The sequence below is a fragment of the Pantoea sp. SGAir0180 genome (assembly GCF_043546245.1).
In genome coordinates this window covers 67,865-89,394 of record NZ_CP028073.1, presented here as the reverse complement: position 1 = coordinate 89,394, position 21,530 = coordinate 67,865, and the positions used below count along the sequence as shown (strand labels likewise).

At 58.0% G+C, this 21,530-nt stretch carries 12 protein-coding genes, 15 pseudogenes and 1 riboswitch; of the genes and pseudogenes, 18 read left to right on the top strand and 9 right to left on the bottom strand.

Translation table 11 applies throughout. The features are described 5' to 3' along the window. Positions 1-442 precede the first annotated feature (442 nt). The 3 genes and pseudogenes from C1N58_RS22475 (at position 443) to C1N58_RS22465 (ending at position 1,829) form a co-directional block, all read left to right on the top strand. Positions 443-1,061: pseudogene (locus tag C1N58_RS22475) on the top strand (AAA family ATPase). Positions 1,062-1,273: 212 nt separating this feature from the next. Next, positions 1,274-1,503 (top strand): annotated as a pseudogene (locus C1N58_RS22470) (plasmid partition protein ParG). 80 nt (positions 1,504-1,583) lie between these two features. Further along, positions 1,584-1,829 carry a hypothetical protein gene (locus C1N58_RS22465; RefSeq protein WP_394565011.1) on the top strand — a complete coding sequence of 82 codons (246 nt, stop codon included), beginning with the start codon at positions 1,584-1,586 and terminating at the stop codon, positions 1,827-1,829. A 368-nt stretch (positions 1,830-2,197) separates the two neighbouring features. Here the strand turns inward: C1N58_RS22465 and umuC are convergent. Next, positions 2,198-3,235: pseudogene (gene umuC, locus C1N58_RS22460) on the bottom strand (translesion error-prone DNA polymerase V subunit UmuC); the annotation flags it as partial. 244 nt (positions 3,236-3,479) lie between these two features. Between umuC and C1N58_RS22455 the strand changes: the two are divergent. The 9 genes and pseudogenes from C1N58_RS22455 (at position 3,480) to crcB (ending at position 10,324) form a co-directional block, all read left to right on the top strand. After that, positions 3,480-4,478 carry a YncE family protein gene (locus C1N58_RS22455; RefSeq protein ID WP_110145753.1) on the top strand — a complete coding sequence of 333 codons (999 nt, stop codon included), beginning with the start codon at positions 3,480-3,482 and terminating at the stop codon, positions 4,476-4,478. A gap of 152 nt (positions 4,479-4,630) precedes the next feature. Then, positions 4,631-5,785: pseudogene (locus C1N58_RS22450) on the top strand (TDT family transporter). After that, positions 5,692-6,168: a hypothetical protein gene (locus C1N58_RS22445; protein WP_394565080.1), complete on the top strand. Its 477-nt coding sequence runs from the start codon at positions 5,692-5,694 to the stop codon at positions 6,166-6,168. Before C1N58_RS22450 ends, C1N58_RS22445 begins: the two are co-directional and overlap by 94 nt. 256 nt (positions 6,169-6,424) lie before the next feature. Next, a riboswitch (Fluoride riboswitch) is annotated at positions 6,425-6,493 on the top strand. A gap of 77 nt (positions 6,494-6,570) precedes the next feature. After that, positions 6,571-7,476 (top strand): annotated as a pseudogene (locus tag C1N58_RS22440) (DHHA2 domain-containing protein). After that, positions 7,473-7,896: pseudogene (locus C1N58_RS22435) on the top strand (universal stress protein). The pseudogenes C1N58_RS22440 and C1N58_RS22435 overlap by 4 nt, the downstream one beginning before the upstream one ends. A 107-nt stretch (positions 7,897-8,003) precedes the next feature. Then, a pseudogene (locus C1N58_RS22430) lies at positions 8,004-8,706 on the top strand (hypothetical protein). After that, positions 8,637-9,198 (top strand): annotated as a pseudogene (locus C1N58_RS22425) (hypothetical protein). The pseudogenes C1N58_RS22430 and C1N58_RS22425 overlap by 70 nt, the downstream one beginning before the upstream one ends. Before the next feature lie 43 nt (positions 9,199-9,241). Further along, positions 9,242-9,947: pseudogene (locus tag C1N58_RS22420) on the top strand (2,3-diphosphoglycerate-dependent phosphoglycerate mutase). Positions 9,948-9,949: 2 nt separating this feature from the next. Beyond that, complete coding sequence (gene crcB / locus C1N58_RS22415) at positions 9,950-10,324, top strand: fluoride efflux transporter CrcB (protein ID WP_199562916.1); 375 nt, start codon at positions 9,950-9,952, stop codon at positions 10,322-10,324. A 166-nt stretch (positions 10,325-10,490) separates the two neighbouring features. Here crcB and C1N58_RS22410 read toward each other — a convergent pair whose 3' ends face one another. The 5 genes and pseudogenes from C1N58_RS22410 to umuD form a co-directional block, all read right to left on the bottom strand. Continuing rightward, the gene (locus tag C1N58_RS22410) at positions 10,491-10,892 is read right to left on the bottom strand and encodes a VOC family protein (RefSeq protein WP_014606795.1); all 402 of its coding nucleotides are present in this window, start codon (positions 10,890-10,892) and stop codon (positions 10,491-10,493) included. 125 nt (positions 10,893-11,017) lie between these two features. Then, positions 11,018-13,133 (bottom strand): annotated as a pseudogene (locus C1N58_RS22405) (tyrosine-type recombinase/integrase). 1 nt (position 13,134) lies between these two features. Then, positions 13,135-14,116, bottom strand: a pseudogene (locus C1N58_RS22400) (tyrosine-type recombinase/integrase). Between the two features lie 73 nt (positions 14,117-14,189). Next, positions 14,190-14,417: pseudogene (locus tag C1N58_RS22395) on the bottom strand (DNA polymerase V subunit UmuC); the annotation flags it as partial. Positions 14,418-14,425: 8 nt separating this feature from the next. Further along, a pseudogene (gene umuD / locus C1N58_RS22390) lies at positions 14,426-14,874 on the bottom strand (translesion error-prone DNA polymerase V autoproteolytic subunit). 387 nt (positions 14,875-15,261) lie between these two features. Here umuD and C1N58_RS22385 point away from each other — a divergent pair. Next, positions 15,262-15,540, top strand: a complete 279-nt coding sequence (locus tag C1N58_RS22385; protein WP_394551548.1) for an XRE family transcriptional regulator — start codon at positions 15,262-15,264, stop codon at positions 15,538-15,540. A 385-nt stretch (positions 15,541-15,925) separates the two neighbouring features. Here C1N58_RS22385 and C1N58_RS22380 read toward each other — a convergent pair whose 3' ends face one another. The 3 genes and pseudogenes from C1N58_RS22380 to C1N58_RS22370 form a co-directional block, all read right to left on the bottom strand. Continuing rightward, on the bottom strand, positions 15,926-16,195 hold the full coding sequence (locus C1N58_RS22380) for a hypothetical protein (RefSeq protein WP_394565010.1): 270 nt from the start codon (positions 16,193-16,195) through the stop codon (positions 15,926-15,928). Positions 16,196-16,533: 338 nt separating this feature from the next. Continuing rightward, positions 16,534-16,866, bottom strand: coding sequence for a hypothetical protein (locus tag C1N58_RS22375; RefSeq protein ID WP_394565007.1), 333 nt, complete (start codon positions 16,864-16,866; stop codon positions 16,534-16,536). Continuing rightward, a pseudogene (locus C1N58_RS22370) lies at positions 16,859-18,402 on the bottom strand (methyl-accepting chemotaxis protein). The gene C1N58_RS22375 and the pseudogene C1N58_RS22370 overlap by 8 nt, the downstream one beginning before the upstream one ends. A 451-nt stretch (positions 18,403-18,853) precedes the next feature. Between C1N58_RS22370 and C1N58_RS22365 the strand changes: the two are divergent. The 5 genes and pseudogenes from C1N58_RS22365 to C1N58_RS22345 all read left to right on the top strand — a co-directional run bounded on the left by C1N58_RS22365 (position 18,854) and on the right by C1N58_RS22345 (position 21,293). Continuing rightward, positions 18,854-19,497, top strand: a pseudogene (locus tag C1N58_RS22365) (DNA methyltransferase). A gap of 35 nt (positions 19,498-19,532) precedes the next feature. Then, positions 19,533-19,763, top strand: coding sequence for a hypothetical protein (locus C1N58_RS22360; RefSeq protein ID WP_394565005.1), 231 nt, complete (start codon positions 19,533-19,535; stop codon positions 19,761-19,763). 460 nt (positions 19,764-20,223) lie between these two features. Beyond that, positions 20,224-20,670 (top strand): antirestriction protein, encoded by a 447-nt coding sequence (locus tag C1N58_RS22355; RefSeq protein WP_394565002.1) that lies wholly within the window; start codon positions 20,224-20,226, stop codon positions 20,668-20,670. A 41-nt stretch (positions 20,671-20,711) separates the two neighbouring features. Further along, positions 20,712-21,095, top strand: a complete 384-nt coding sequence (locus C1N58_RS22350) for a DUF1380 family protein (protein WP_394565001.1) — start codon at positions 20,712-20,714, stop codon at positions 21,093-21,095. A gap of 9 nt (positions 21,096-21,104) precedes the next feature. Next, on the top strand, positions 21,105-21,293 hold the full coding sequence (locus C1N58_RS22345; RefSeq protein ID WP_394565000.1) for a hypothetical protein: 189 nt from the start codon (positions 21,105-21,107) through the stop codon (positions 21,291-21,293). The last annotated feature ends 237 nt before the right edge of the window (positions 21,294-21,530 follow it).

The window sequence follows — 21,530 nt, the reverse complement described above, 5'->3', positions numbered from 1 at the left end:
TCATACTCCAGTTATTGCAGTGAGGTTATGTGACTATCGTCAATATTTTTAGAAGCTTAAGAACTGCCTAATCATCTCGTTGCACCGATCCAAAATTACCACGTTGATTTCAGTGAGCTAAAACATGGAAAACCAGTCTACTGCATGGCTATGAGTAAATGATGTTATGAGTATTTACTCATAAGTATATCTTTTTACAGTGCGATTTTCGAGTTATTAAACTCATGATATGTAATGCTCATGTGAGTAAATTTTCATATGAGTAAGCACTTATATGAGTATTCATCGCACATGCTCTTATCGAATTTTCAATAATTTATAAATGAGTAAATACTCATATGTGCTTTAGAGTATTTGTGTTAAACCACTATCTTAGTTCATTTTATGGGTGTATACTCATTTACTCATAATTGCATTTGAGTTTATACACAGGGTATTCTACATGAAGGTAATTTCTTTTTTGAATCCTAAAGGTGGGTCTGGTAAGACGACAGCTGTTATAAACGTGAGTACGGCGATGGCAAGAAGTGGCTACAACATTGCTGTCGTAGACACAGACCCTCAGATGAGCCTGACAAACTGGAGTAAATCTGACAAAGCATCATTCGATGTATTCACTGCTGCATCTGAAAAAGATGTCTACGGCATTCGGAAAGACCTTTCTGAATATGATTACGTCATAGTCGATGGGCCGGTTCGTTGTCCGTAATCACTTCTGCTGCAGTAATGGTGAGCGACCTTGTCATTATCCCTGTTACTCCAAGCCCTTTAGATTTCTCAGCTGCCGGTAGTGTTGTAACGGTTCTTGAAGCGCAGGCGTACAGTCGCAAAGTAGAAGCTCGTTTTCTCATCACGCGAAAGATTGAGCAGGCAACCATGCTGAATGTGCTTAAAGAAAGTATTAAGGACACCGGGTTAAGTGTTTTCGCACTGCAATCACCCAGCGTCAGGTGTATGTAAAATCCATTCTGGATGGAGACAGTGTTTTTGAATCCAATGATGGCGCAGCAAAAGGTGAAGTGGAAATCCTTACTAAAGAGATAGTTAGTTCTATTCAGTAAATGAGTAAATGAGTAAACACACAATGAAGTAAGTTGTAGTATAATGCTCATAAAGACTCAGGTACTCAGGTACTCAGGTACTCAGGTACTCAGGTACTCAGGTACTCAGGTACTCAGGTACTCAGGTACTCAAGTACTCAAGTACTCAAGTACTCAAGTACTCAAGTACTCAAGTACTCAAGTTTAATTTAACGCATACCGTGGAGAGTCAAATGGCACTTGAAAAGGCTCATAGCAGTAATAAAAAAATGACGTTCGTGAGAACAGGGATCTCAAGCAGATAGTTGCACCACCTGTTGTGTCTGGAAAAGTCAAACGTGTGAACGTCAACTTCGATGAAGAAAAACACCTGAGGTTCAAAGCTGCTTGTGCAAGAAAAGGAACTTCACTAACTGATGTTATTAATCATTTGGTAGATGATTGGCTTGAAAAAAACGAATAAAAATCGTCTCTCTTTAAATCAAATGATTGCCCATACATCAGCCATAATGGGTTAGCTAAGATTCTTAAATCTGTGAGGCCATGATGAAAAGATTATTTTTTTTGATTGTGGGATTTGTTGGGTTCAGAAAGCTAACCGGCAATGACAGAAAAAGTGCAGGGGAATGGGGTTTCCTTGTCAGTATGCTGTTTATCGTTCCGCTGCTGTTATGGGAACATCCCGGCGTCATCGTTTCTGTGGTTCTGCAGTTGCTGTGGGCGGTCGTCGGGACACGCTCTGCTTTTCTGGCCAGCGAAACGTGGAAGAAAAACAGGCAGAAACCCTGAATTTTATCTTTCCCACTGGCGACAGGATTGTGTTTATTGATGAGTTATATTGAAATACGGGTCCGCCGGTACACTCCGAATGACAGTTCGCACTGAAAACCGCTCAGGGCGCTGGTTCAGGATGGCATAATGATATGACTGTGAAATCGGTAATAGAACTAATCGCTGAATTACCGTTACCTTCATTTCTGACGATGATGAATGCCTTTCCTATAATCCTGACCATCGCGGTTGCAGGCGCGCTGACCTGTTTATCGCTTTCCCCGAGCGATGAAAACTGCGGTTTGTTTTCCTGACGCTGGCAATAGCGGGAGGAGTATTATCTGTACTGAACCCGGTGTTTCTGATACCCGCAGTTGCAGTATTCATCAAATAACTTTAGCGACCGGTATATCGCTCCAGCGCGTGGTCCACGCCGGTGACAGCATGTCCCGCTTCATCTTCCACTCAGTATCAATTCCCTGACCCGCAAACCATACCCGCCCCAGACCTGACTGGTTGATGCCGTCCAGCACCTGCATCAGCTGCGCGCTGTTCGCCCGCGGCCGGTTGTCGTCAAACAGATTCAGCTGGCTGACGCCGTGGGGCGTGAAGTCATCGAGCATGACGCCGGCCTTCATGTACCGGTGGCCATCCAGCCAGATGCGGTCCAGCGCGCGCATGGCCACGCCGATAATATCGCGCGTGTCCTGAGTGGGCAGGGTGAGTTTTTCCCCGGCCGTGTTGCCGTAAAACGTCTCGCCGACCGCATGCGGCGAGGTCCGGACAAACACGCTGATATGCCGCAGTACTGACGTTCGCCCGCAGCTTCTCAGCGGCGCGCGTGGCGTACTGCAGAGTGCCTGCTGCATGGCCACTTTTGTGTAATGCGTGAGCCGAAACTGCGGCTGCAGACAATCTGCTGCTTTGCCGGCGGCATCTCCTCCAGGGGAATGCACGCCTCGCCGTTCAGCTCCCGCACCGTCCTTTCCAGCACCACCGAAAAGTTCTTCCGGATGAAGGCGGGTGCGTGCGCGCCAGCTCGAGCGCATTAGTGATGCCGAGCAGGTTCAGCTTTTTGCCGATGCGCCGGCCTACCCCCCAGATTTCCTCGACCGGCTGGCGCATGAGCAGCGCCTCGGTCCGCTTCGGGTTTCCGGGTGTCAGCGCCAGTACGCCTCTGAACTGTGGCCACTCTTTCGAGGCCACTGCGCTGATTTGGCCAGCGTTTTGGTCGGGCCGATGCCTGCGCCAATCGTCAGTCCTGTTCTGGCCAGAACGTGGGCACGCAGCCGGTGGCCAAAGTGCTCAAAGTCTTCGCAGCCATCAATGCCGGTCAGATCGAGGAACATTTCATCAATGGAATACTGCTCGACTCTGGGCGTCATTTCCTCAAGCGATGCCATGATTCGCTGCGACAGCGAATGATTTATATGGAATACAATTTAAGCAAAAAATTCAGCTGCTGTTCCTCTGAAGATGATCCCCTCAACAGGAATTATTCAGCCCTGAACTACTTCAGTATGCTTACTGACAGGGAGGAAGGTTGAGGGTGGTAAGACATAGTCGGAAAATCGATTTCCCCACCAGGATTTAATCTGCCACGCTTACTCTGAAGCCCTCAATCGGGCAATGAGTCTTATCCCTTACCCACCCAATGCAGGAAAAATGATGATAAAAAAATACAGGATCCCGGGACTGACCGCGGTGGCGCTTCTTCTTATCAGCACCCTCGCCGGTGCCGCAGAGGAACGCTGGACGTTTGACGGCGATATCCACAACAATTCCCTTGCTGTAAGTCCCGATGAGAAAACGGCGGTGGCGTCCTACAGTGAGCGCTCTGACGTGGTGGTCTACGACCTGGCTGCCGGGAAAGTCAGAAAGGTGCTGAAGGGATACGTCACGCCCCGCAATGCGCTTTTCTCCCCCGACGGGAAGGCCGTATATCTTTCAGACAGCAGCCTCGGCGTGGTCAGAAAAATCAGCACCGGGACGCTTGACGTGGAGACCACGCTGCCGCTGGGGCCCGGGGCATTCGGCACAGCTATCAGCCGTGACGGTCAGCGCCTGTATGTGAATAACGAGGCCGCCAGCACGCTCTCGGTGTATGACCTGACACACAACCGGCCCGTTGCGGTCGTGACGGGTTTTGCCCAGCCCCGTCAGGGCATAAAAATCAGCCCGGACGGCAAAACTGTCTACGTCACTAACTTTAAGGGCGATAAAATTACCCTGGTTGACGCCGCAACGGGCGACATCCGGGGTGAGATAACCGGCTTCAGCAAGCTGCGCGCCATTTCTGTCAGCGCCAACGGCCGCACGCTTTACGCGGCTAACAGCGGCAGCAACACCATCGCCGTGGTCGACACGCAGAAGCGCGTTATTACGGCAACCATTCCCGTGGGGCAGGACCCTTACGGTGCCGCCCTGACGCCGGATAACCGCTATGTTTACAGCGGCAACCTGGGCGACAACAGCCTCTCCGTTATTGATACCGCCGCCGGTAAGGTGGTCTCCACCGTTACCGGACTGGATGCGCCCCGTCAGGCTATCGTCTTCAGCAAAGACGGTGCCCGCGCGTGGGTGCTGAATAGAGACCTCAGCATTGCGGTCGTTGACCTGAAACAGAACCGCGTCACGGCCACGATTAAAAGCCCGCCGCAGGCCTGATTCAGTCCTTCCTTCACTCCGGCGGTGTGACGGTCCTTCCCGGAATGGGGGGAGTCTAACCACTTTTACTGGTTTATTTTAACTGAATAACCTGTTTTAAAGATTTAACCCGACGTGCCTATACTCTTTCTGTCTACTCAGGAGATTACGGCATGAACGATAAAATATTTACCCTGCATAACGGAGCGCGCCCGCTGAGCGCGCTGAGCAGCCCGAAAGAGGCTATACGTCAGTTCACGCCTAACTGGTTCGCCGCGACCATGGGACCGGTATCCTGTCTCTGTCTCTGGCGCAGTTCCCCTGGCCGGTTCCGGGATTACGCCTCGTCGCCGAGGGACTCTGGATGTTTAACATCTTCCTGTTCAGCGTCTTTGCCGTGATGTATCTGGCCCGCTGGGTGATGTACTTCGGTGAGGCAAAGCGCATCTTTGGCCATTCAACGGTGTCCATGTTCTTCGGCACCATCCCGATGGGCATGGCCACCATCATCAACGGGCTGCTGGCGTTTGGCCTCCCCCGGTGGGGGCTGACGTCATTCCCGTAGCGCACGCCTGTGGTGGCTGGACGTGGCGATGTCGCTGCTGTGTGGCGTGTGTATTCCCTACATGATGTTTACCCGGCAGCAGCACAGCATTGACCAGATGACCGCCGTCTGGTTACTGCCGGTCGTGGCCGCCGAGGTTGCGGCAGTCAGTGGCGGCCTGCTGGCACCGCACATTGCCGACCCCCACGCGCAGCTCGGCATCATTATTACCAGCTACGTGCTGTGGGCGTACTCGTGCCGGTGGCGCTGAGCATCCTCGCCATCCTGCTGCTGCGTATGGCGCTGCACAAGCTACCACACGAAAGCATGGCGGCCTCAAGCTGGCTGGCACTGGGGCCGATTGGTACCGGCTCGCTGGGGATGCTGGTCATCGGCGAGATGCGCCCGGGTGTTTGCCGCGGCGGGCATGCCGGAAATCGGTCATATCGCGCAGGGCGTGGGGTTCGTTGCCGGCATTCTCTTCTGGGGCTGCGGCCTGTGGTGGATGCTGCTGGCCACGCTGATAACCGTGCGATACTTCCGTGAAGGCATTCCGTTCAATCTGGGATGGTGGGGCTTTACCTTCCCGCTGGGCGTGTACACGGTCGCCACGCTGAAGCTGTCCACCCTCGTTGACCTGGCGTTCTTTAAAGGCTTCGGTGCGCTTCTTGTCGTCATGCTGGCCGCCATGTGGCTGCTGGTCGCGGTGAAGACGGTGCGCGGGGCATGGAGCGGGAAACTGTTTGTTTCCCCCTGTCTGGCAGGCCTGGACCGGAAGCCGTGAGTGAAACCTGCACGTCGCTGCTGGACCCGTTTTTACGCGAGGAACGCCTCGCGGCAGTCACCGCGCCGCACGTGGCCGCGCTGAATCGCTGGGTCAGCGGGCTGCGTCAGCACGGCGTGGAGCTGCCGTGGTTTGATCCGGCCGACGGCGGGACCGGGGCCGGACTGCTCGTCCTGCTGCAGTCGCCGGCGCGCAGCAGCCCGTCACCCGGTTTGTGTCGCGGGATAACCCGGGGCCGGCCCAGCAGAACCTGGGCGGTTTCTGGCGGAAGCCGGTATTGCGCGCCGGGACAGCGTGCTGTGGAATACGGTGCCCTGGGTCAGCGACGGGCCGCAGAAACGGCCCTCAGCGGCGGACATCCGCAGCGGCTGCGCCTGGCTTGAGGACGTGCTGGCGTATCTGCCCGCGCTGCGCGTGTGGTGCTGGCCGGTGCCGTAGCGGCTCAGGCCCGCGGACGGTCAGTCATCAGTGCCCCGGCGTCACGGTGCTGAAGATGCTCACCCCAGTCCGCTTTCACTTTGCACAAGCCGGCGGTGCCGGAAAACATCCGCCGGGTGCTCCGCGAAGCACGCGCTGCGCTGGCGGGCTGAGGGTGCCAGCAGAATAATACTGACAGGCTTTCCGTCTGGCTCTATACTCAGAGTACAGGGTGATGGCGTTCCACCTTTCCAACCGCTCCGTTCCGGAGCTGATGACGCCTGATGTGACTCTTGATTTTCAGGAGGTGCGTCAGGCCGTCCTTACTTTCCTCCCGGCCTGCGTACTTCCTTTACGGGGAGAGACCCTTGATACACGTTTTTGGCCACATCAATCCTGACAGCGACGCCATCTGCACGGCGGTCGTCACCGCTCACTGGCTGACCGGGCGCGGCATGGACGCCCGCGCATGGCGTCTCGGCGAGGCTAACCGGGAAACCCGCTTTATCTTTGACACCGCCGGTCTTACGCTGCCGCGCTGCTCGCTATTCGCTGCAGGATGAACGGGTGTGGCTGGTCGATTTCACCGAGCCGGCGCAGGGGCCTGACGACCTGCTCCGGAGCAACGTCGTGGGCATCACTGACCACCACCGGCTGGGCGGGCTGATAACGCAACTGCCGCCGGAGGTGCATATCCGCCGGTTGGCAGCAGCGCCACGCTGCTCTGGCTGCTGATGGACGCTGAAGCGCGCCGCACGCTGCCCCCGACGCTCGCCGTGCTTCTGCTGGGTGCACTCCTGAGTGACACCGTGAATCTTCGCTCGCCGACCACCACCGAAGACGATATCCGTTCGGCGACCGAACTGGGCGTGCTGTCCGGCGTAAACCGCAGAGCCTTCGCCCGTGACCTCCTCACCGCCAAAACGGACGTCAGCGGCCTCAGCGCCCAGCAGCTGCTGGGCAGGGACCTCAAGGCCTTCGTCATTGCCGGCACCGACGTGCGCATTGCCCAGATTGAGGTCAGCTCACCGACACAGGTTGCCCCCGTGATGGACGACCTGCTCGCTGCCCTGGCGTATCTGGCGGACCAGTCGGGTGCCGGGCTGACGGTGCTGATGTTGACCGACATTCGCGCCGGGTTTTCAACGCTTTACTTCGCCGGGCGGGAGAGCGTTAACGCGGCCTCCTGCTCCGTACCGGGCATGCTCAGCCGCAAAAAACAGCTTCTGCCGTGGCTTGAGTCCCGCCTTAACCAGAACGGGAGTTCATTATGACCTGCTACACCCACGCACTGATACTTGTGAACGACAAAGACGACGGCACCCTCCTGCTGAAACGGGCGGTCGCGCTGGCGCAGCCGCTCGGCATGAAAATCACCCTGGCCCACATCAGCGACGACTACCGGGAAATGAACTACGTGTCCGACAGCCTGATGGACGACGTCGTGTCGGAAGAGGTGCTGAAAGCCAAAGCGTTTATGAGCGAGCTGGCGGCCTCCGTGCCTGAGGCGGTAGACACGCGGGAGCTGGTGACCATGCGCCGCTTTGAGGACGTGGAGAAGTGCATCAATGAGCTGGGCGTGACCTCGTGCTTGCCGGGCACCGCAACCGCTTTATGGAATGCTGACGTCCCGCTCGGCGGAATACATCAACCACCTCACGGTGGATGTGCTTATTACTCACCTGAATGACTAAACCGGGAGAAACGCTATGCACTTTACACTGGATAACGTGACCGCCCGGGAAATTCTTGACTCTCGCGGCAACCCCACCGTTGAAGTTGAGGCCCGGACCCGGACGGGATGATGGCACGCGCCTCGGTGCCTTCCGGGGCCAGCACCGGGTCGCGCGAGGCCGCAGAGCGCCGCGACGGTGACGCACAACGTTTTGGCGGCAAAGGCGTGCTGGATGCCGTCAGGGCGGTTAATACGGAAATCTGCGAAGCCGTGCGCGGCCTGGACGTGCGCGAGCAGCGGCAGCTGGACAACATCATGCTGATGCTGGACGGCACGGAGAACAAGAGTCGCCTGGGTGCCAATGCCATTCTGGGCGTATCGCTGGCGGTGGCCCGGCTGGCGGCACAGGCCTCGCACGAGCCGCTGTGGCGCTACCTGGGGGGCCTGCAGGCGAATCTGCTGCCCGTGCCGTGCATGAACATCATCAACGGCGGCGTGCACGCCCGCGGTCAGGGCGCGGACTTCCAGGAGTTCATGATAGCGCCACACGGGGCACCCACGCTGCGCGAGGCCGTGCGTCAGGGCAGCGAGGTCTACCAGGCGCTGCGCCAGATCCTGCTGGACAAAAAAACTCTCAGCGGCAGTGGGCGACGAAGGCGGTTTTGCGCCCGCCGTGTCGTCGAACCGTGACCCGCTGGCGTTTATCGTACAGGCGATTGAGAAGGCGGGATACAGGCCGGAGAGGACATCAGCATCTGCATGGACCCTGCCTCAAGTGAGTTTTTCGCTGACGGTCAGTATCATCTGCGCACCGAGGGCAGCGCGCTGAGCGCGGCGGAAATGACGGCATACTACGGCGAGCTGATGGACCAGTTTCCGGTCATCCTGCTGGAAGACGGCCTGGCCGAGGACGACTGGGCGGCTGGAAGCATCTGCACCAGCAGCTTGCGGGCAGGGCCGAGCTGGTTGGTGACGACCTGTTTGTAACCAACGTGAAGTACATCCAGCGCGGCATTGACGAAAACCTCGCCAGCGCCGCGCTGATCAAGCTCAATCAGATAGGCTCGCTCAGCGAAACGCTGGACGCCGTGGCTCTCTGCCAGCGGCACGGCTGGGGTGCGTTCATGTCTCACCGCAGCGGGAAACCACGGACACGTTCCTTGCCGATCTGACGGTGGCCCTGCGCGCGGGACACCTGAAAACCGGCGCGCCGTGCCGCGGCGAACGCGTGGAAAAGTACAACCAGCTGATGCGCATTGAGCAGGCGCTGGGTGAGGACGCGCACTACGCGGGGCTTCATGCGTTTGTGCGCCGCACGTAACACATCCGCCGGACGGTCCCCGTCCGGCAAAGAAGGAATGCCTGTGGCCCCTGCAACGCTGATCCTCCTGCGGCACGGCGAAAGCCAGTGGAACCGGGAAAACCGTTTTACCGGCTGGACGGACGTGCCGCTGACGGTCAGGGGGCGGCAGGAGGCCGACCGGCCGGTGACGCGCTGCGGGCAGCGGGCCTTATGCCCGACCGTGTCTTCACCTCGGTGATGACACGCTGCGTTCACACGGTCTGGCGGGTGCTGGACCGTCTTGACCGAAGCTGGACGCCCGTGGAAAAGAGCTGGCGACTGAACGAGCGCCACTACGGTGCGCTGCAGGGGCTGAACAAGGACGACGCTGCCCGGATGATGGGGGAAGAGACCGTCCGGCTATGGCGCAAAAGCTTCAGCGGCATTCCGCCGCAGACGCGGAGGCTCCGGCGCAGCTGCGTCGGGATCTGCGCTATCGCCGCGTTGCGCTGGCCGACCTGCCTGCAACGGAAAGCCTGGAAATGACCCTGCGTCGCGTCATGCCATACTGGCACCACGTTGTGGTGCCACAGCTGCGCTGCGGAAGTACCGTTCTGATTGTGGCGCACGGCAACACGCTGCGCGCCCTGACCATCTTTCTGAACGGCATGCCCCACGACAGCGTGGCACAGCTGCACATACCGACCGGCGTGCCGGTTGTATATGAAATGGATACGGCCGCACAGGTCGTGTGCCGTTATGTTCTGAATATTAAAAAAAAGGAGTGAACGTGAATCAGCTTTTTGCCGTCATCACCGGCGGTGCTTTAGGGTGTGTTATCCGCTGGCAGCTGGGCGCGCGCCTGAACGCGTTTTTTCCGGACCTGCCGCCGGGGACGCTGCTGGTCAACCTGCTGGGTGGATTTATCATCGGGGCGGCGCTGGCGTATTTTCTGCGCCATCCCGGCCTCGATCCGGCCTGGCGGCTGCTCATTACCACCGGGCTGTGTGGCGGAATGACGACCTTCTCCACATTCTCAGCTGAGGTTTTTGCCCTGCTGCAGTCAGGCAGCTATGCCTGGGCAGCCGCCTCGGTGCTGATACACGTGCTGGGTTCGCTGGCCATGACGGCGGCCGGATTTTATATCATGACGCTGTGTGGTTAACCCGGACCGTACGGCCTCTATCCAGGGGAGACCTCAGTGCAGCGACCGCTGCACTGAGGTCAGACAGTTCAGTATATTGTTCAGAAGCGCTCTCTGCGGGCCTGATCCGACAGGGTTTACGCCTGTAAGGCTTCCCCTAAATCCGGGACACTGTCGTGACAGAGTTTCAGGTCTGCCTGTTCTGGTAAAGGTCCCAGCGATTGCCATAGATGTCCTCAAACACGACAACCATTCCGTATTCTTCCTCGCGCGGCTCCTGACAGAAGTGGACGCCTTTTGCCTTCATAGCATTGTAGTCGCGCCAGAAGTCGTCGGTCTGCAGGAACAGAAAAACCCGTCCGCCGCACTGGTTGCCGATAAAGCCTTCCTGCCGGTCGTTCGACGCGCGGGCAAGAAGAATAGCACAGTCGCTGTCAGGGTCCGGCGTCACCACGACCCAGCGCTTACCCGGCTGCGGCGTGTCCTCAATCAGGGTAAAGCCCAGCTTATCAGTGTAATACTCAATTGCACGATCGTAGTCATCGACCACGACAGCCACATACCCCATACATCGCTTCTGTTTTCTCATCTGCTGCTCCATCAGTTACGTCATAACGCCCGCTATAATCAGATTCATATCAAATACGACGTTCGGTCGTCTGTACTGACTCTGAACTGACACCCTCAGACCGGACATTGTAAGCATTTGAGCACTCAGGATTGTGGGCCCAATTTTGTAAGAGCCTGCTCAACCTTTTCAGCATCCTGCTCCAGTACGGCTTTCTCATCGGGAGTGAGCGGGACCTCTTCGAGGTAACGCCGGATGGATGCTTTACTCTCCAGAATAAGCCCGCGCGCGCTGTCCTTCAGCAGGTTAAAATCGCAGCCGATGCAGGCCATCCGGTGCGGGCAGCTGCTCCAGAACGGATTTGTGCAGTATGAATCACCTAAATCATAATACGTTGCAGGGCCGGTCAGACTGGCGGCTTCGGATCATGGTCTATCAGTACGCTGATCATGTGCGTGACTCTGTCTGCTTTTACAAACGAGGCAGCCAGCTGCGTCGGGCGGATACGGAGATAATGCATGGTGGACTGGGGCGTCGAATGGCCTGCCCACTGCATCAGTTCATACAGTGACATGCCCTGCGGTACGCTGGCCAGTGCGGTCAAGGCTGAGGCGCGTCCCCGGTGACTCGTTATTTTTCCGCCGCTGTCTTCAGCGGGAACCCCGGATCTGGCACACAGCATCGGTATCAGCGTGCGGTTGATGACGTCGCCGCCGGCAGGTTTTCCCCGGTACTGAAACAGAAACCGGACTTTCTCACCGGTCCGCTCGTCAGCAAGCATGGCCTGTTCTGACGGCCGTTTTTCCAGCCAGGCATCAACATATTTCTTCACTACTGCCGCCACCGGTTTCGTGAATGCTTTTGAGGTTTTTCCGACGGGAATATGCAGGTAGCACAGGGTACCGGCCGGGATGATGCTGCCGTCCTCTTTCACAATATCTTCAGCCTGCGGTGTGATACATCCTGTGGTCAGCCTGAGCAGTTCACCCTTCCTGAGCCCCGCATGGGTCCAGATTACAGCCATCGCCTGTAGCATGGCCAGCGGGTAATGTATTTCAGTTAACAGGTCTTCCTGACGCAGATTCAGGCTGGCCCATACCAGCTTCAGCCAGACCGGATCGTCGATAACCCTCGGATTGACTCCGCGGCGGAACAGAGAATTATCCGGTGTGGAGAGATGACGGGCAGGACTGAAACGCAGACGCCCCCATCCCCAGTTCTCATAGTCATTCATAAAGCGACGGAGAGAGTAAATAAAATTTGCACGGGAGTGAGGCATCATAGGCTCGCCAGAACGCGCTGATTTCCGGACACCTCTTTCCGTGCCCAGCTGCAGCTCATCCACGTTCATCCGGCCGACCGCCGCGATATAGCTGGCACAGACTTCCATGGTCCAGTCTGCGGGCTCCCGTACCTCCGGATGGGCCTCTGCCAGCCAGAGGCCGCAGCGCAGTATAAAGCTGTACTGCATTTCGCGGGTGCGAGGCCTCAGCACAGACGTTTCCCGCCAGCGCCGGCACCACCTGACCCAGGCCGGATCGATCCCGTCGACGGGCTTTTCATACCATCGGGTATAATTACGCATCCTCATCGGGGCGCTGAAGATGCCCAGTGCAGCAAGGCCGTGTGAAATCCGGCCAATGTACCGGGATGTCCCGCTATCTGTGTTGTTCTGGCTTCCCACAGCAGTTCAGGCGTAAAGGTTTCAAGACGGGGATCTCTGTTCATGACCATCAGCGTGGCCAGTATGCCCGACAGATGCGTGACCTGACTACCCGCAGCATAGCCCAGCGATTTCAGGGTTTCAGTCAGGCGGTGAAGCTCCCGGAAGTAAATAGCCTGACCAAAAATGGCACAGGTATACAGGGCAGGTTTTCTGATGTCTGGCAGGCTGAGGGGATCATACCGTCCGGCGAAATGCCATGCAAAGGCGGCCATCAGCGGCCGTCCTTTTCCGTCCGTCCGGCTGAATGTCTGCCAGCGTTCCTGCGGCCATCGCCAGTACGGTATACCCGAAAGGTGCATCTCACGCAGGAGGTCCAGTATTATCAGGTCAGCAACCTCGCGGCTGCATCCGCTTTCTGCTGCGATGTCTTTCAGCGGCCTGATAAACTCAGGAGCAGGTTTCATCCGCAGCAGCCTGCCCCGGCTGTGAGAGGTGGCCAGTGCGGCCTTTTCAGGCTCAGTCAGTAAAGCATCAAGCCTGTAAGCGGAGAGGTCGAAGGGAAGCCACACATTCTCAGGCTGTTCAGACGCTGCCATATTATTCCTCCGTGCCGAAAATGAGGTTCGCCATCCTGATATCTGCCGTTTCAATCGCGCCTGCCATCCGGGCGGCAAGATCCCTGCCGGAAAGGTGAATATAAATCTGAGTGGTGCGCGGATCACGGTGACCTGCGTAGGTGGCAAGTTCGTGCAGTTTCCAGCCCGCACGGGCCAGATGCGTCAACCGCAGGTGGCGGAAAGTATGGGTTGAAATGTCGGGCAGCCCTGACTCAAGCGCCCATTTCCGTACCGTTTTGCTCCAGCTCCAGTAAGAGAGCGGTGCCCCCTGATTACGATCGGACTGAGAGCGGAACAGGGCTCCTTTTACCATCCCCGACAGCTTCATCTGTAAAAGATGAGCCGCCAGCACCGGCGTCAGGGCGGGACTGTAACAGACAATCCGTTCATGACGGTTCTTGGTGGTTTCAGCCCGGACGCGGATGAGGCGGTGGGCAAAGTCAAGGTCATCAGTACTCAGCGCGGTGACTTCCGATCGTCGCAGCGCACCGCAGTAGGTTAACGCCAGCATCAGCCGGTCACGAAGCGGAGAATCCGCGGCATGAGCCTGAAAAAGCTGCCACTGTGCATCGTCAGGAATACGCGGCAGCTTTACGATACGGGAACCAGCCCCGTGCGGAACACAGCATGCCCGGCGTGCCGGAACGGGGCAGCGGATTTACCTTACACAGGTCAAGATACATCAGGAAGTCGTACCAGAGACGGACAGCCGACAGGCGCAGCTGGAGCGTGGCGCTTGCGGCCGGGAAAGGCATACCGGGTAACTGAGGACGGATGTAGGCAGCCATGTCATCAAACCTGACCTTTTCAGGTTCAATCCTGTTCCGGCTGCAGAACGCAAAATAATGACAGAGGGCTGCGCGGTAGGCGGTCAGGGTGGCGGGTGCCCGCCCCAGGTCGGACAGCAGCTTCAGCCAGCGTTCCGCCAGTAAAATGGCACTGTTGTTTAGTGGAGTCGTCATTGCGTTTACCTCTGAGGTCAGCGTTGCTGTTCAAAGTCTATACGATCAATGTTGCATTCCACTTAACTTACTAAAGCCCATAGTTAGAACTGAAAATGTGAACCTTTTCAGGTAAATGCTGCGCTTTTAACTGAAACCATGGCACCCCCATTTTGATACCCAGGGCTTTGGCCGCTTTGCTTCTTGCGATTACGCAGCCGTCGTTGTTCGAAAGGACCACAACGGGTTTTCCCCGCAAGTCAGGCCGGAAAAGGGCCTCACAGGACGCATAGAAACTGTTGACGTCAGCCAGACCAAACATCGGCATGGTTACCTCCGGCGCGCCTCGGTATTGTGGAAGAACCAGGTGACCACGCCCAGCAGGTGCAGCTCCTCCGGGTATATCACCGGATAGGCCGGGTTCATCGGGCGCAGCGCAATCTGTGGGTGCAGCTGCAGGCGTTTGACGGTGAACTCCCGCCGACCTCCGCAATGACAATGTCGCCGTGGATGGCTGTTTTCGCGCGGTCGACGACCATCACGTCGCCGTCATACAGTCCCAGGTCTTCCATACTGCTGCCGCTGGCGCGCACAAAAAACGTGGCGGCCCGGTGGGTGATGCAGAGCTCGTTCAGGTCCAGTTCGCTCTCGACATAGTCGGTTGCTGGAGAGGGGAAACCGGCCGCGCAGCGTTCAACAAACAGCGGGATGCGCATGACGGAACGGATATCGGAAGGCCTGAATAGCGTCAGCCCGCCCTGAGAGGATGTCGCTTTCATGGTGCCGCTCTCCGGACTGAATGGGCTGAAGCCGGTGCGGTAATGAATGAATCTGGCATAGTTAATTTCCTCCCTAAATGATACTGTATATAAAAACAGTATTATTGAGCCGGAAGCGCATGGCAAGGGGAACGAAACGGTACGCTGATGAGGCGATGCCTATCTTACTGAGCAGGCTAATGATTTTTTTGTCGGGCAGTTTCAGTCAGGGAAGCGCGTAAGCAGTCGTTGCTGACATAAGTGAAATGACGCTTCCTCGTCCCGGCTGTTCGTTCCTCGCTCCGCTGCGGTACGCCTCAGCCTGGCCTGCGGCGAGCGTGGTCACCTCGCGTTTTAAGGGCAGGATTACCGGGCTGTATAAATGTTGAACGGGCGGGGGTGTGTTTTATGCTCAGACAACATTCACGGCTGAAGGAAAGCCCGATGGAAGAGCAGGATTCAGTGGGCCGTTTTCTGGCGTCTCTGCTGGCTGAATACGGCATGAACACGGACGGGCTCTGCCGTCGCTCCGGCCTGCGGGAGAATGAGGTCAGCCTTATTCTGCGTGACATACTGGTCGTGACACCGGCCGTTGCGGAAAAGCTGGGGCGTGCGTTCTACTCACCCGGCTTCTGGCTGGTCCGCCAGGCCATGTCTGAGCGGAGAATGCTCAGTCAGGGCAGCTGAAAAATGCCCGGCGTACCGGGCTAAATAAATCAAGAAATACCATCTTCAGACTGACACGTCTGTGTGCAGCAGCAGGAAGCATAGTCACGTCCGGGAACTGTGTTGTAAGCAAATCAATTCCGTGTGTGACCGGGCGTGAATCCTCAGCATAATCAGCGCCCGGACAGGAGAGGGTTTCATCCGTTTAAGCAAAAAGGTTACCGCTTACGCTTGCAGGTATGCTCCTGAACGACCAGGCTGAGGGTTCCGCAAGTTAAGCAACCTTCTGAATGCCTGATTGTTCAGCCGCCCGGTACCGGGCGGTTTTTTTAATTTCATCCCGGCTGAAGACCTGCCGGCGATCAGAAAAAAATCACCGACGAAAAGCGCACGGCAAATATTGCGCTCAGAATGAAGTGCACCAGAAAAATGGCAAAAGCCACGCCCCGAGCACGACTCCCGGAATGGTGTGCTTCTCTTTCAGGATGAACGTCAGTCCGGAGAGCACCGCGAGTGAAAGCAGGGCCTGCAGTACGTGACTCACCGGCAGCAGCCAGTACTGCCCGGCATAGACGCCCGCCTTGCTGATGGCCACAATCAGCGCGTTTCCGCCAAATCCCCATCCCCAGAATGTCTTCGCCAGACTCAGTTTTCCTGTCACAAGCGCCTTAAACATCGTCATTTCCCTGTGTTAACCTGATTCAGTTCAGGAAATTTAACATTACGCGACAGGCCCAGCGAGAGACTTTCCTGACATTCTCACTGAAGGCACGCTACCAGACCGAAAGGATGCCCGCGTGTGCCTGAGGCCCGTCAGGCAGGCGGCCAGCGTGTCCGGAGAAGGCGGGGCAGGGTAGCTTCAGGGTAATGACCTTTATCCGGCCTCAGTCACCGGCCAAAAAAAAGCCCGCCGGCATGAACGCGACGGGCCAGCCCGGAGGCGAGAAGTATCTTTCTGACAACTGCCACATCACAGCACACTTAAGTTACCCCGTGTGCTGTGATGGACGTATTTCAGCGGAAGTCAGACCGGAGCCCGTCAGCTGCCTGTTTACCTGCCTGTCGGGACAGGCAGGCGATGAAGTTACCCATTATGTTCACCGAACTGACGATGCCCAGCAGGTCTGCCGTGAGCATCAAATCCGTGGCCGCCAGGCGCTCAATCAGACCGGGATGCTCCAGGTAAGGTTGAACTTCCTCCGCCATGCGCAGCAGATGCTGAAGGTTGTTGGCAAACGTGTCCGGGCTCACGTAATCCCCGCTTTTCAGTTGTTCAAACACCACGTCCACGTTGGCTTTCAGTCTCAGGACGGTCTGATGATAAGCCTGTTCATCCGTTTCAGACACGGAATGCCTCCACCATACCGCGCAGCGCGTGTGCCTGTTCAGACAGCGACTGTGAAGCCGACGAGGACTCCTCGACCAGCGCCGCGTTGTTCTGCGTTACGCCGTCCATCTGACTCACGGCAACGCTTACCTGCGAAATGCCCTGCATTTGCTCCGAGGACGCCAGGGAGATATTATCCATCGCCTCAGCGAGCTCACCGACCAGACCGACCACCTTCTGGATGCTCTGTCCTGTCGATGCGGCCACGCCGACGCCGCTTTCAATCTGATCAACGGCCTGCTCGATCAGCGTCTTGATGTCCTTTGCTGCCGTTGCGCTGCGCTGCGCCAGCGTACGCACCTCACCGGCCACCACGGCAAACCCGCGCCCCTCTTCACCTGCGCGGGCCGCTTCCACTGCGGCGTTCAGCGCCAGGATGTTGGTCTGGAAGGCGATGCCCTCAATCACGGACGTGATGTCGCGGACTTTTGCGGCACTCGCAGAGATGTCCTGCATGGTCACCGACATGCGCTGCACGTCTGACCCGCCTGCGTGAGCCAGCTGTGCGGTCCCGCGTGCGGACTCTGCAGTCTGCTGCGCACTGGCCGCGTTGCTCTTCACCGTGGCGGTGAGCTGCTCCATGCTGGCGGCCGTTTCCTGCAGCGCAGCCGCCTGCTGTTCGGTCCGGGATGACAGTTCAGTATTACCCTGCGCGATTTCGTCTGACGCCAGGGCCACAGAGGCAGAGGTCTCTTTAATCTGCGACACCAGGCCGCGCAGGTTGGCCTGCATGCTGTCAAGCGACGCCAGCAGGCTGGTCGTGTCGTTGCGGCGAAGCACGACCGGCGAGGTGAGGTCGCCGGCCGCAATGGTGGCGGCCAGCGCCTGCGCCTGCGCGGGCTCGCCGCCCAGCTGGCGCATCAGCACACGGGTAATGACGACGCAGGTGGCTGCAGCCACGATGACGGACGCACCGGCCAGCAGCATCAGGATGAGGGTGGCGCGTGCGGCTGACTGGCTGCTCTGTTGCACGGCCGTCTGGCTGTTGTGCTGCTGTATATCAGTCATGTCGCTGAGAGCGCCGAGAAGCTTATTCTGCACCGGCCGGACGTCGCTGATGAGAAACGCTGCCGTTTCTTTTTGCTGGTTGGCCGCGGCCAGCTGGCTGGCCTTTTCGAGCGCCGCGAAGGTGGGGCCACCGCGTCAGTGATTTTTTCCATTGCCGCACGGCCCGCCGGCGTTGAATCCGACTTCATGATGTCGGCCAGTGCCTGACGGTTCGTGTTAAACAGCGCCTTCTGCTTTTGCATGCGCGCCAGTTCAGGCTTCATCGCCTCGGGTTCGGTAAGCAGGGCGATGTTCCTGACGGCCACGCTTATGTCCCGCACGTTGCCGTACATGGCCTGCGCCAGCTGATACTTTTTCAGCTTGACGTTAACGGTGTCGTCCATGCGCTCACGGGCCGTGTACAGAGCCTGCACTGCCGTGGCGGTGCAGAAGACGAACAGAAGGATCAGCAGGCCGAAACCTGCAGCAAGGCGGGTTGATATTTTCATATTGTTTCTCGTTATGTAGGGGGTTTCTGGTGTTGGTTAATCTTTATCAGACGTCAAAGTGCCATTTCAGATTAATCTTAGTCGTGTTTTGCAATTAGTGCGCCTATTGCACCAATAAGTCTGAGAAAACTCTCAAAAGGCCGTCGCTGCGCTCCGCTTTTAACCGGCGTTCCGGCTTCGCCTGACGCCGGACGCCACCGTCTCCCTCTGACGCATCTCTCTCTTTCTCTTTTTTCAGGGCCTGCACCGTGCCTTCACGTTAGCCGGGCCGCTGCGCAGTCAAGTGCCGCTGGCGCTCGCCTGCTCACCCGTTCCCTGCCGTGCGCGGCACATTCAGTCCGCTCCGGCGGCGCGTGCGGCTTCGCGCCCGCCCTTGTCTGCTCAGCCGGTCGCCCGCTGTGTGGCGGTCACGGCACCACAGGGGTGCCCTCTGACCGTGAGGAGCAAAGTTATGTCCCGATTCATGCGTGGCGACAGCGTACAGATCATGTCCGGCTTTCCGGATGCGAGTATTGATTTCATCCTGACCGACCCGCCATACCTCGTCGGCTTTAAGGAGCGGTCCGGCCGTTCGATTGCGGGCGACGTTAGCGACGAGTGGGTGCTGCCGGCGAGCCGGCAGATGTTCAGGGTGCTGAAAAACAACAGCCTGGCGGTGAGTTTCTACGGCTGGAACCGCATTGACGTCTTCATGCAGGCCTGGAAGGCGGCGGGCTTCCGCGTCGTCGGGCACCTCGTTTTCACCAAATCCTACGCCTCGAAATCGGCATTTGTCGGGTATCAGCACGAAAACGCCTGCGTGCTGGCCAAGGGCCGTCCGCCGCTGCCGGCGAACCCGCTGCCCGACGTCATCCCCTGGCAGTACACGGGCAACCGCCACCACCCGACCGAAAAGCCGGTGAGCGTCCTGCGGCCGCTTATTGAATCCTTCATGAAGCCCGGCGACCTGGTTCTGGACCCTTTCGCGGGAGCGGTTCGACCTGCGTCGCCGCGGACCAGTGCGGCCGGCGCTGGATTGGGATCGAACTGCTGGAGCAGTACCACGCCGCCGGCCTTAAGCGCATCGGCGAACTGCGCGCCGCCCGGGCCGCCTGATTGATTTTTCTTAACCAGACCAGAAGGACAGCACCATGACAGACCAGACCCTGAATACAGAACTGACTCAGCTCACCGACGACGTGGACGACCTGGAGGAATCCCTTTACGAGTTTCATCTGAGGCTGCGTGACATGGTAAAGCGAAACCTTTACCGCGGCGCCTCGCCGGCGCAGAAAATGGCGGGCGTCCTGATTGAGGACATGGATTTGCAGCTCCTTGAGCTTTACCGGCGGGCCGCCCTGATGCGCACTCACCTGGATTAATAGGCCGGAGTGGTCATTTAGTGACCACTCCTTTCTGCTTCGCGGATACTGCCGCCGCTGTGCTTTTATCCACAGGGTTCCGGCCGGTTTATTCACCGTGCTGTGGACAACCGGGAACAAGGAGGTTGCTGCGCGCCGCTTTGCTCCGCCTGTCGGCGGGACAGGGCCGAAAACCCGGTCCGTGCGGTCTGCGGCCGGTGCCGTGCCTTCACTCTAGCCCGACCGCTGCGTGATCAAGAGATCGCTGCGCTCGACTCCTCGCCCGTTCGCACTCCCTCCGCCGCGCTTACTTCCGTCGCGCTTCCGCTCAGTTTTCGCGTCAGCGCCGTGCGTAATCACGGCTCCGCTCGCTTGCGCTGCGGCCTCGTCGTCGCTCCTGATCACTCCGCTTTTCGTCGGGCTGTCATTCAGGCACGGCACAGGCCGTAACGGTAATTCCCTCTGACTGCGGAGATGTCTGATGAACACACAATTCCAGGTTTACCCGCCAGCGTCCGTGCTGGCGGATGCTGAAAGGCTGCATTTTCTGCCTGCGCTCTTTGGCCACGATTTCATACGGGCCGAAAACAACGTGTACCTCTACGCCGACCGCTATCTGGCCAACTATGACGGGGCGGTGTGGGACTTTGTGCGGGTGCCGGGCGTGCCCCACGGCGGCGGCTACATGAAGCCCGCCGGAGAAGAACGCTGGCAGTTTTCCAGCCCCCACGTCTGGACCGACCTTGAAATCAGTTCGGACGCGGCGGGGATCATCATCACGGCGCTGGTACTGAATCACCGCAGCTGGCTCTGTGACCGCCACGACGACGAGGAACTGTGCGCGCATTTCTGCCGTCGCTACCGCCAGCTGACCGCGTTTGCACAAATTCATCCCGAAGCCGCCGCGATTTTCTGCGCCCTTGACTGATAACACACGGGGCGGCGGGCCGCCCCTACAGGAGAAAAAACATGCATGGCACCGTAAATGAAGTCTGCGCCTGGCTGCTGGAAAACTATATCCCGGGGTGCGCCCTGACCGTTCTGGTGTGGACAGTTGAAGATGTGGAAGTCTGTAGCGAAGACATGGGCATTACCGAACAGGAGGCTGTCGAGGTGCTCAGACGCATCTCACAGGATGAGAACTACATTGCGCACGGTATCAACAGACAGACCGTATGGGAGCATCTCAGCAACATTCGGGCGATGCATCAGGTACGCGAAGTCAGCCTTGACGCCAGAAGCCTTCAGACGCTGACCGAGGCCGCAGGGCGCTTAGTCCAGACCGGAGGAGAGGACGACCCCGACCCGATTTTGCAGGCAGTCGCCCAGGCAAGAGTGGCTCTGAACAGGTAAGGAGAAAAAATGAAACTGTCACCGCAAACCCGCGACATTCTTCGCCAGTACAGGGCGCTGATTAACGAACACCGCCGCCACAGTGGACTGAGAGAACTCAGGACGGAGGAAGTCGTGGATGAGATCTGTCATTTCATGACCTGCCAGTGCGCGGTCTACATCGGCGGCCGCTTCATTAAGCAGGACGGCAAAGGATAATCAGCAGCGTTCAGGCGGTTACGGCCGCCTGTCAGCCCGCCCAAAACCCTGCGCCTGCGGCGGCGGAGCGGCAGGGCGCGCGCCTGACGGCGCGGCCACCGCACCGCTTCTGATAACAGCATTCTTCAGCGAGTCGTTTACCGCCATTTTTTCAGTGTTTTCTGTCGTGATGCGCGGGCGCCTTAGCGGGTTTTGCCCGTGGGACACGAAAAAATGCTGTCTCACCGGGCGTCCTGT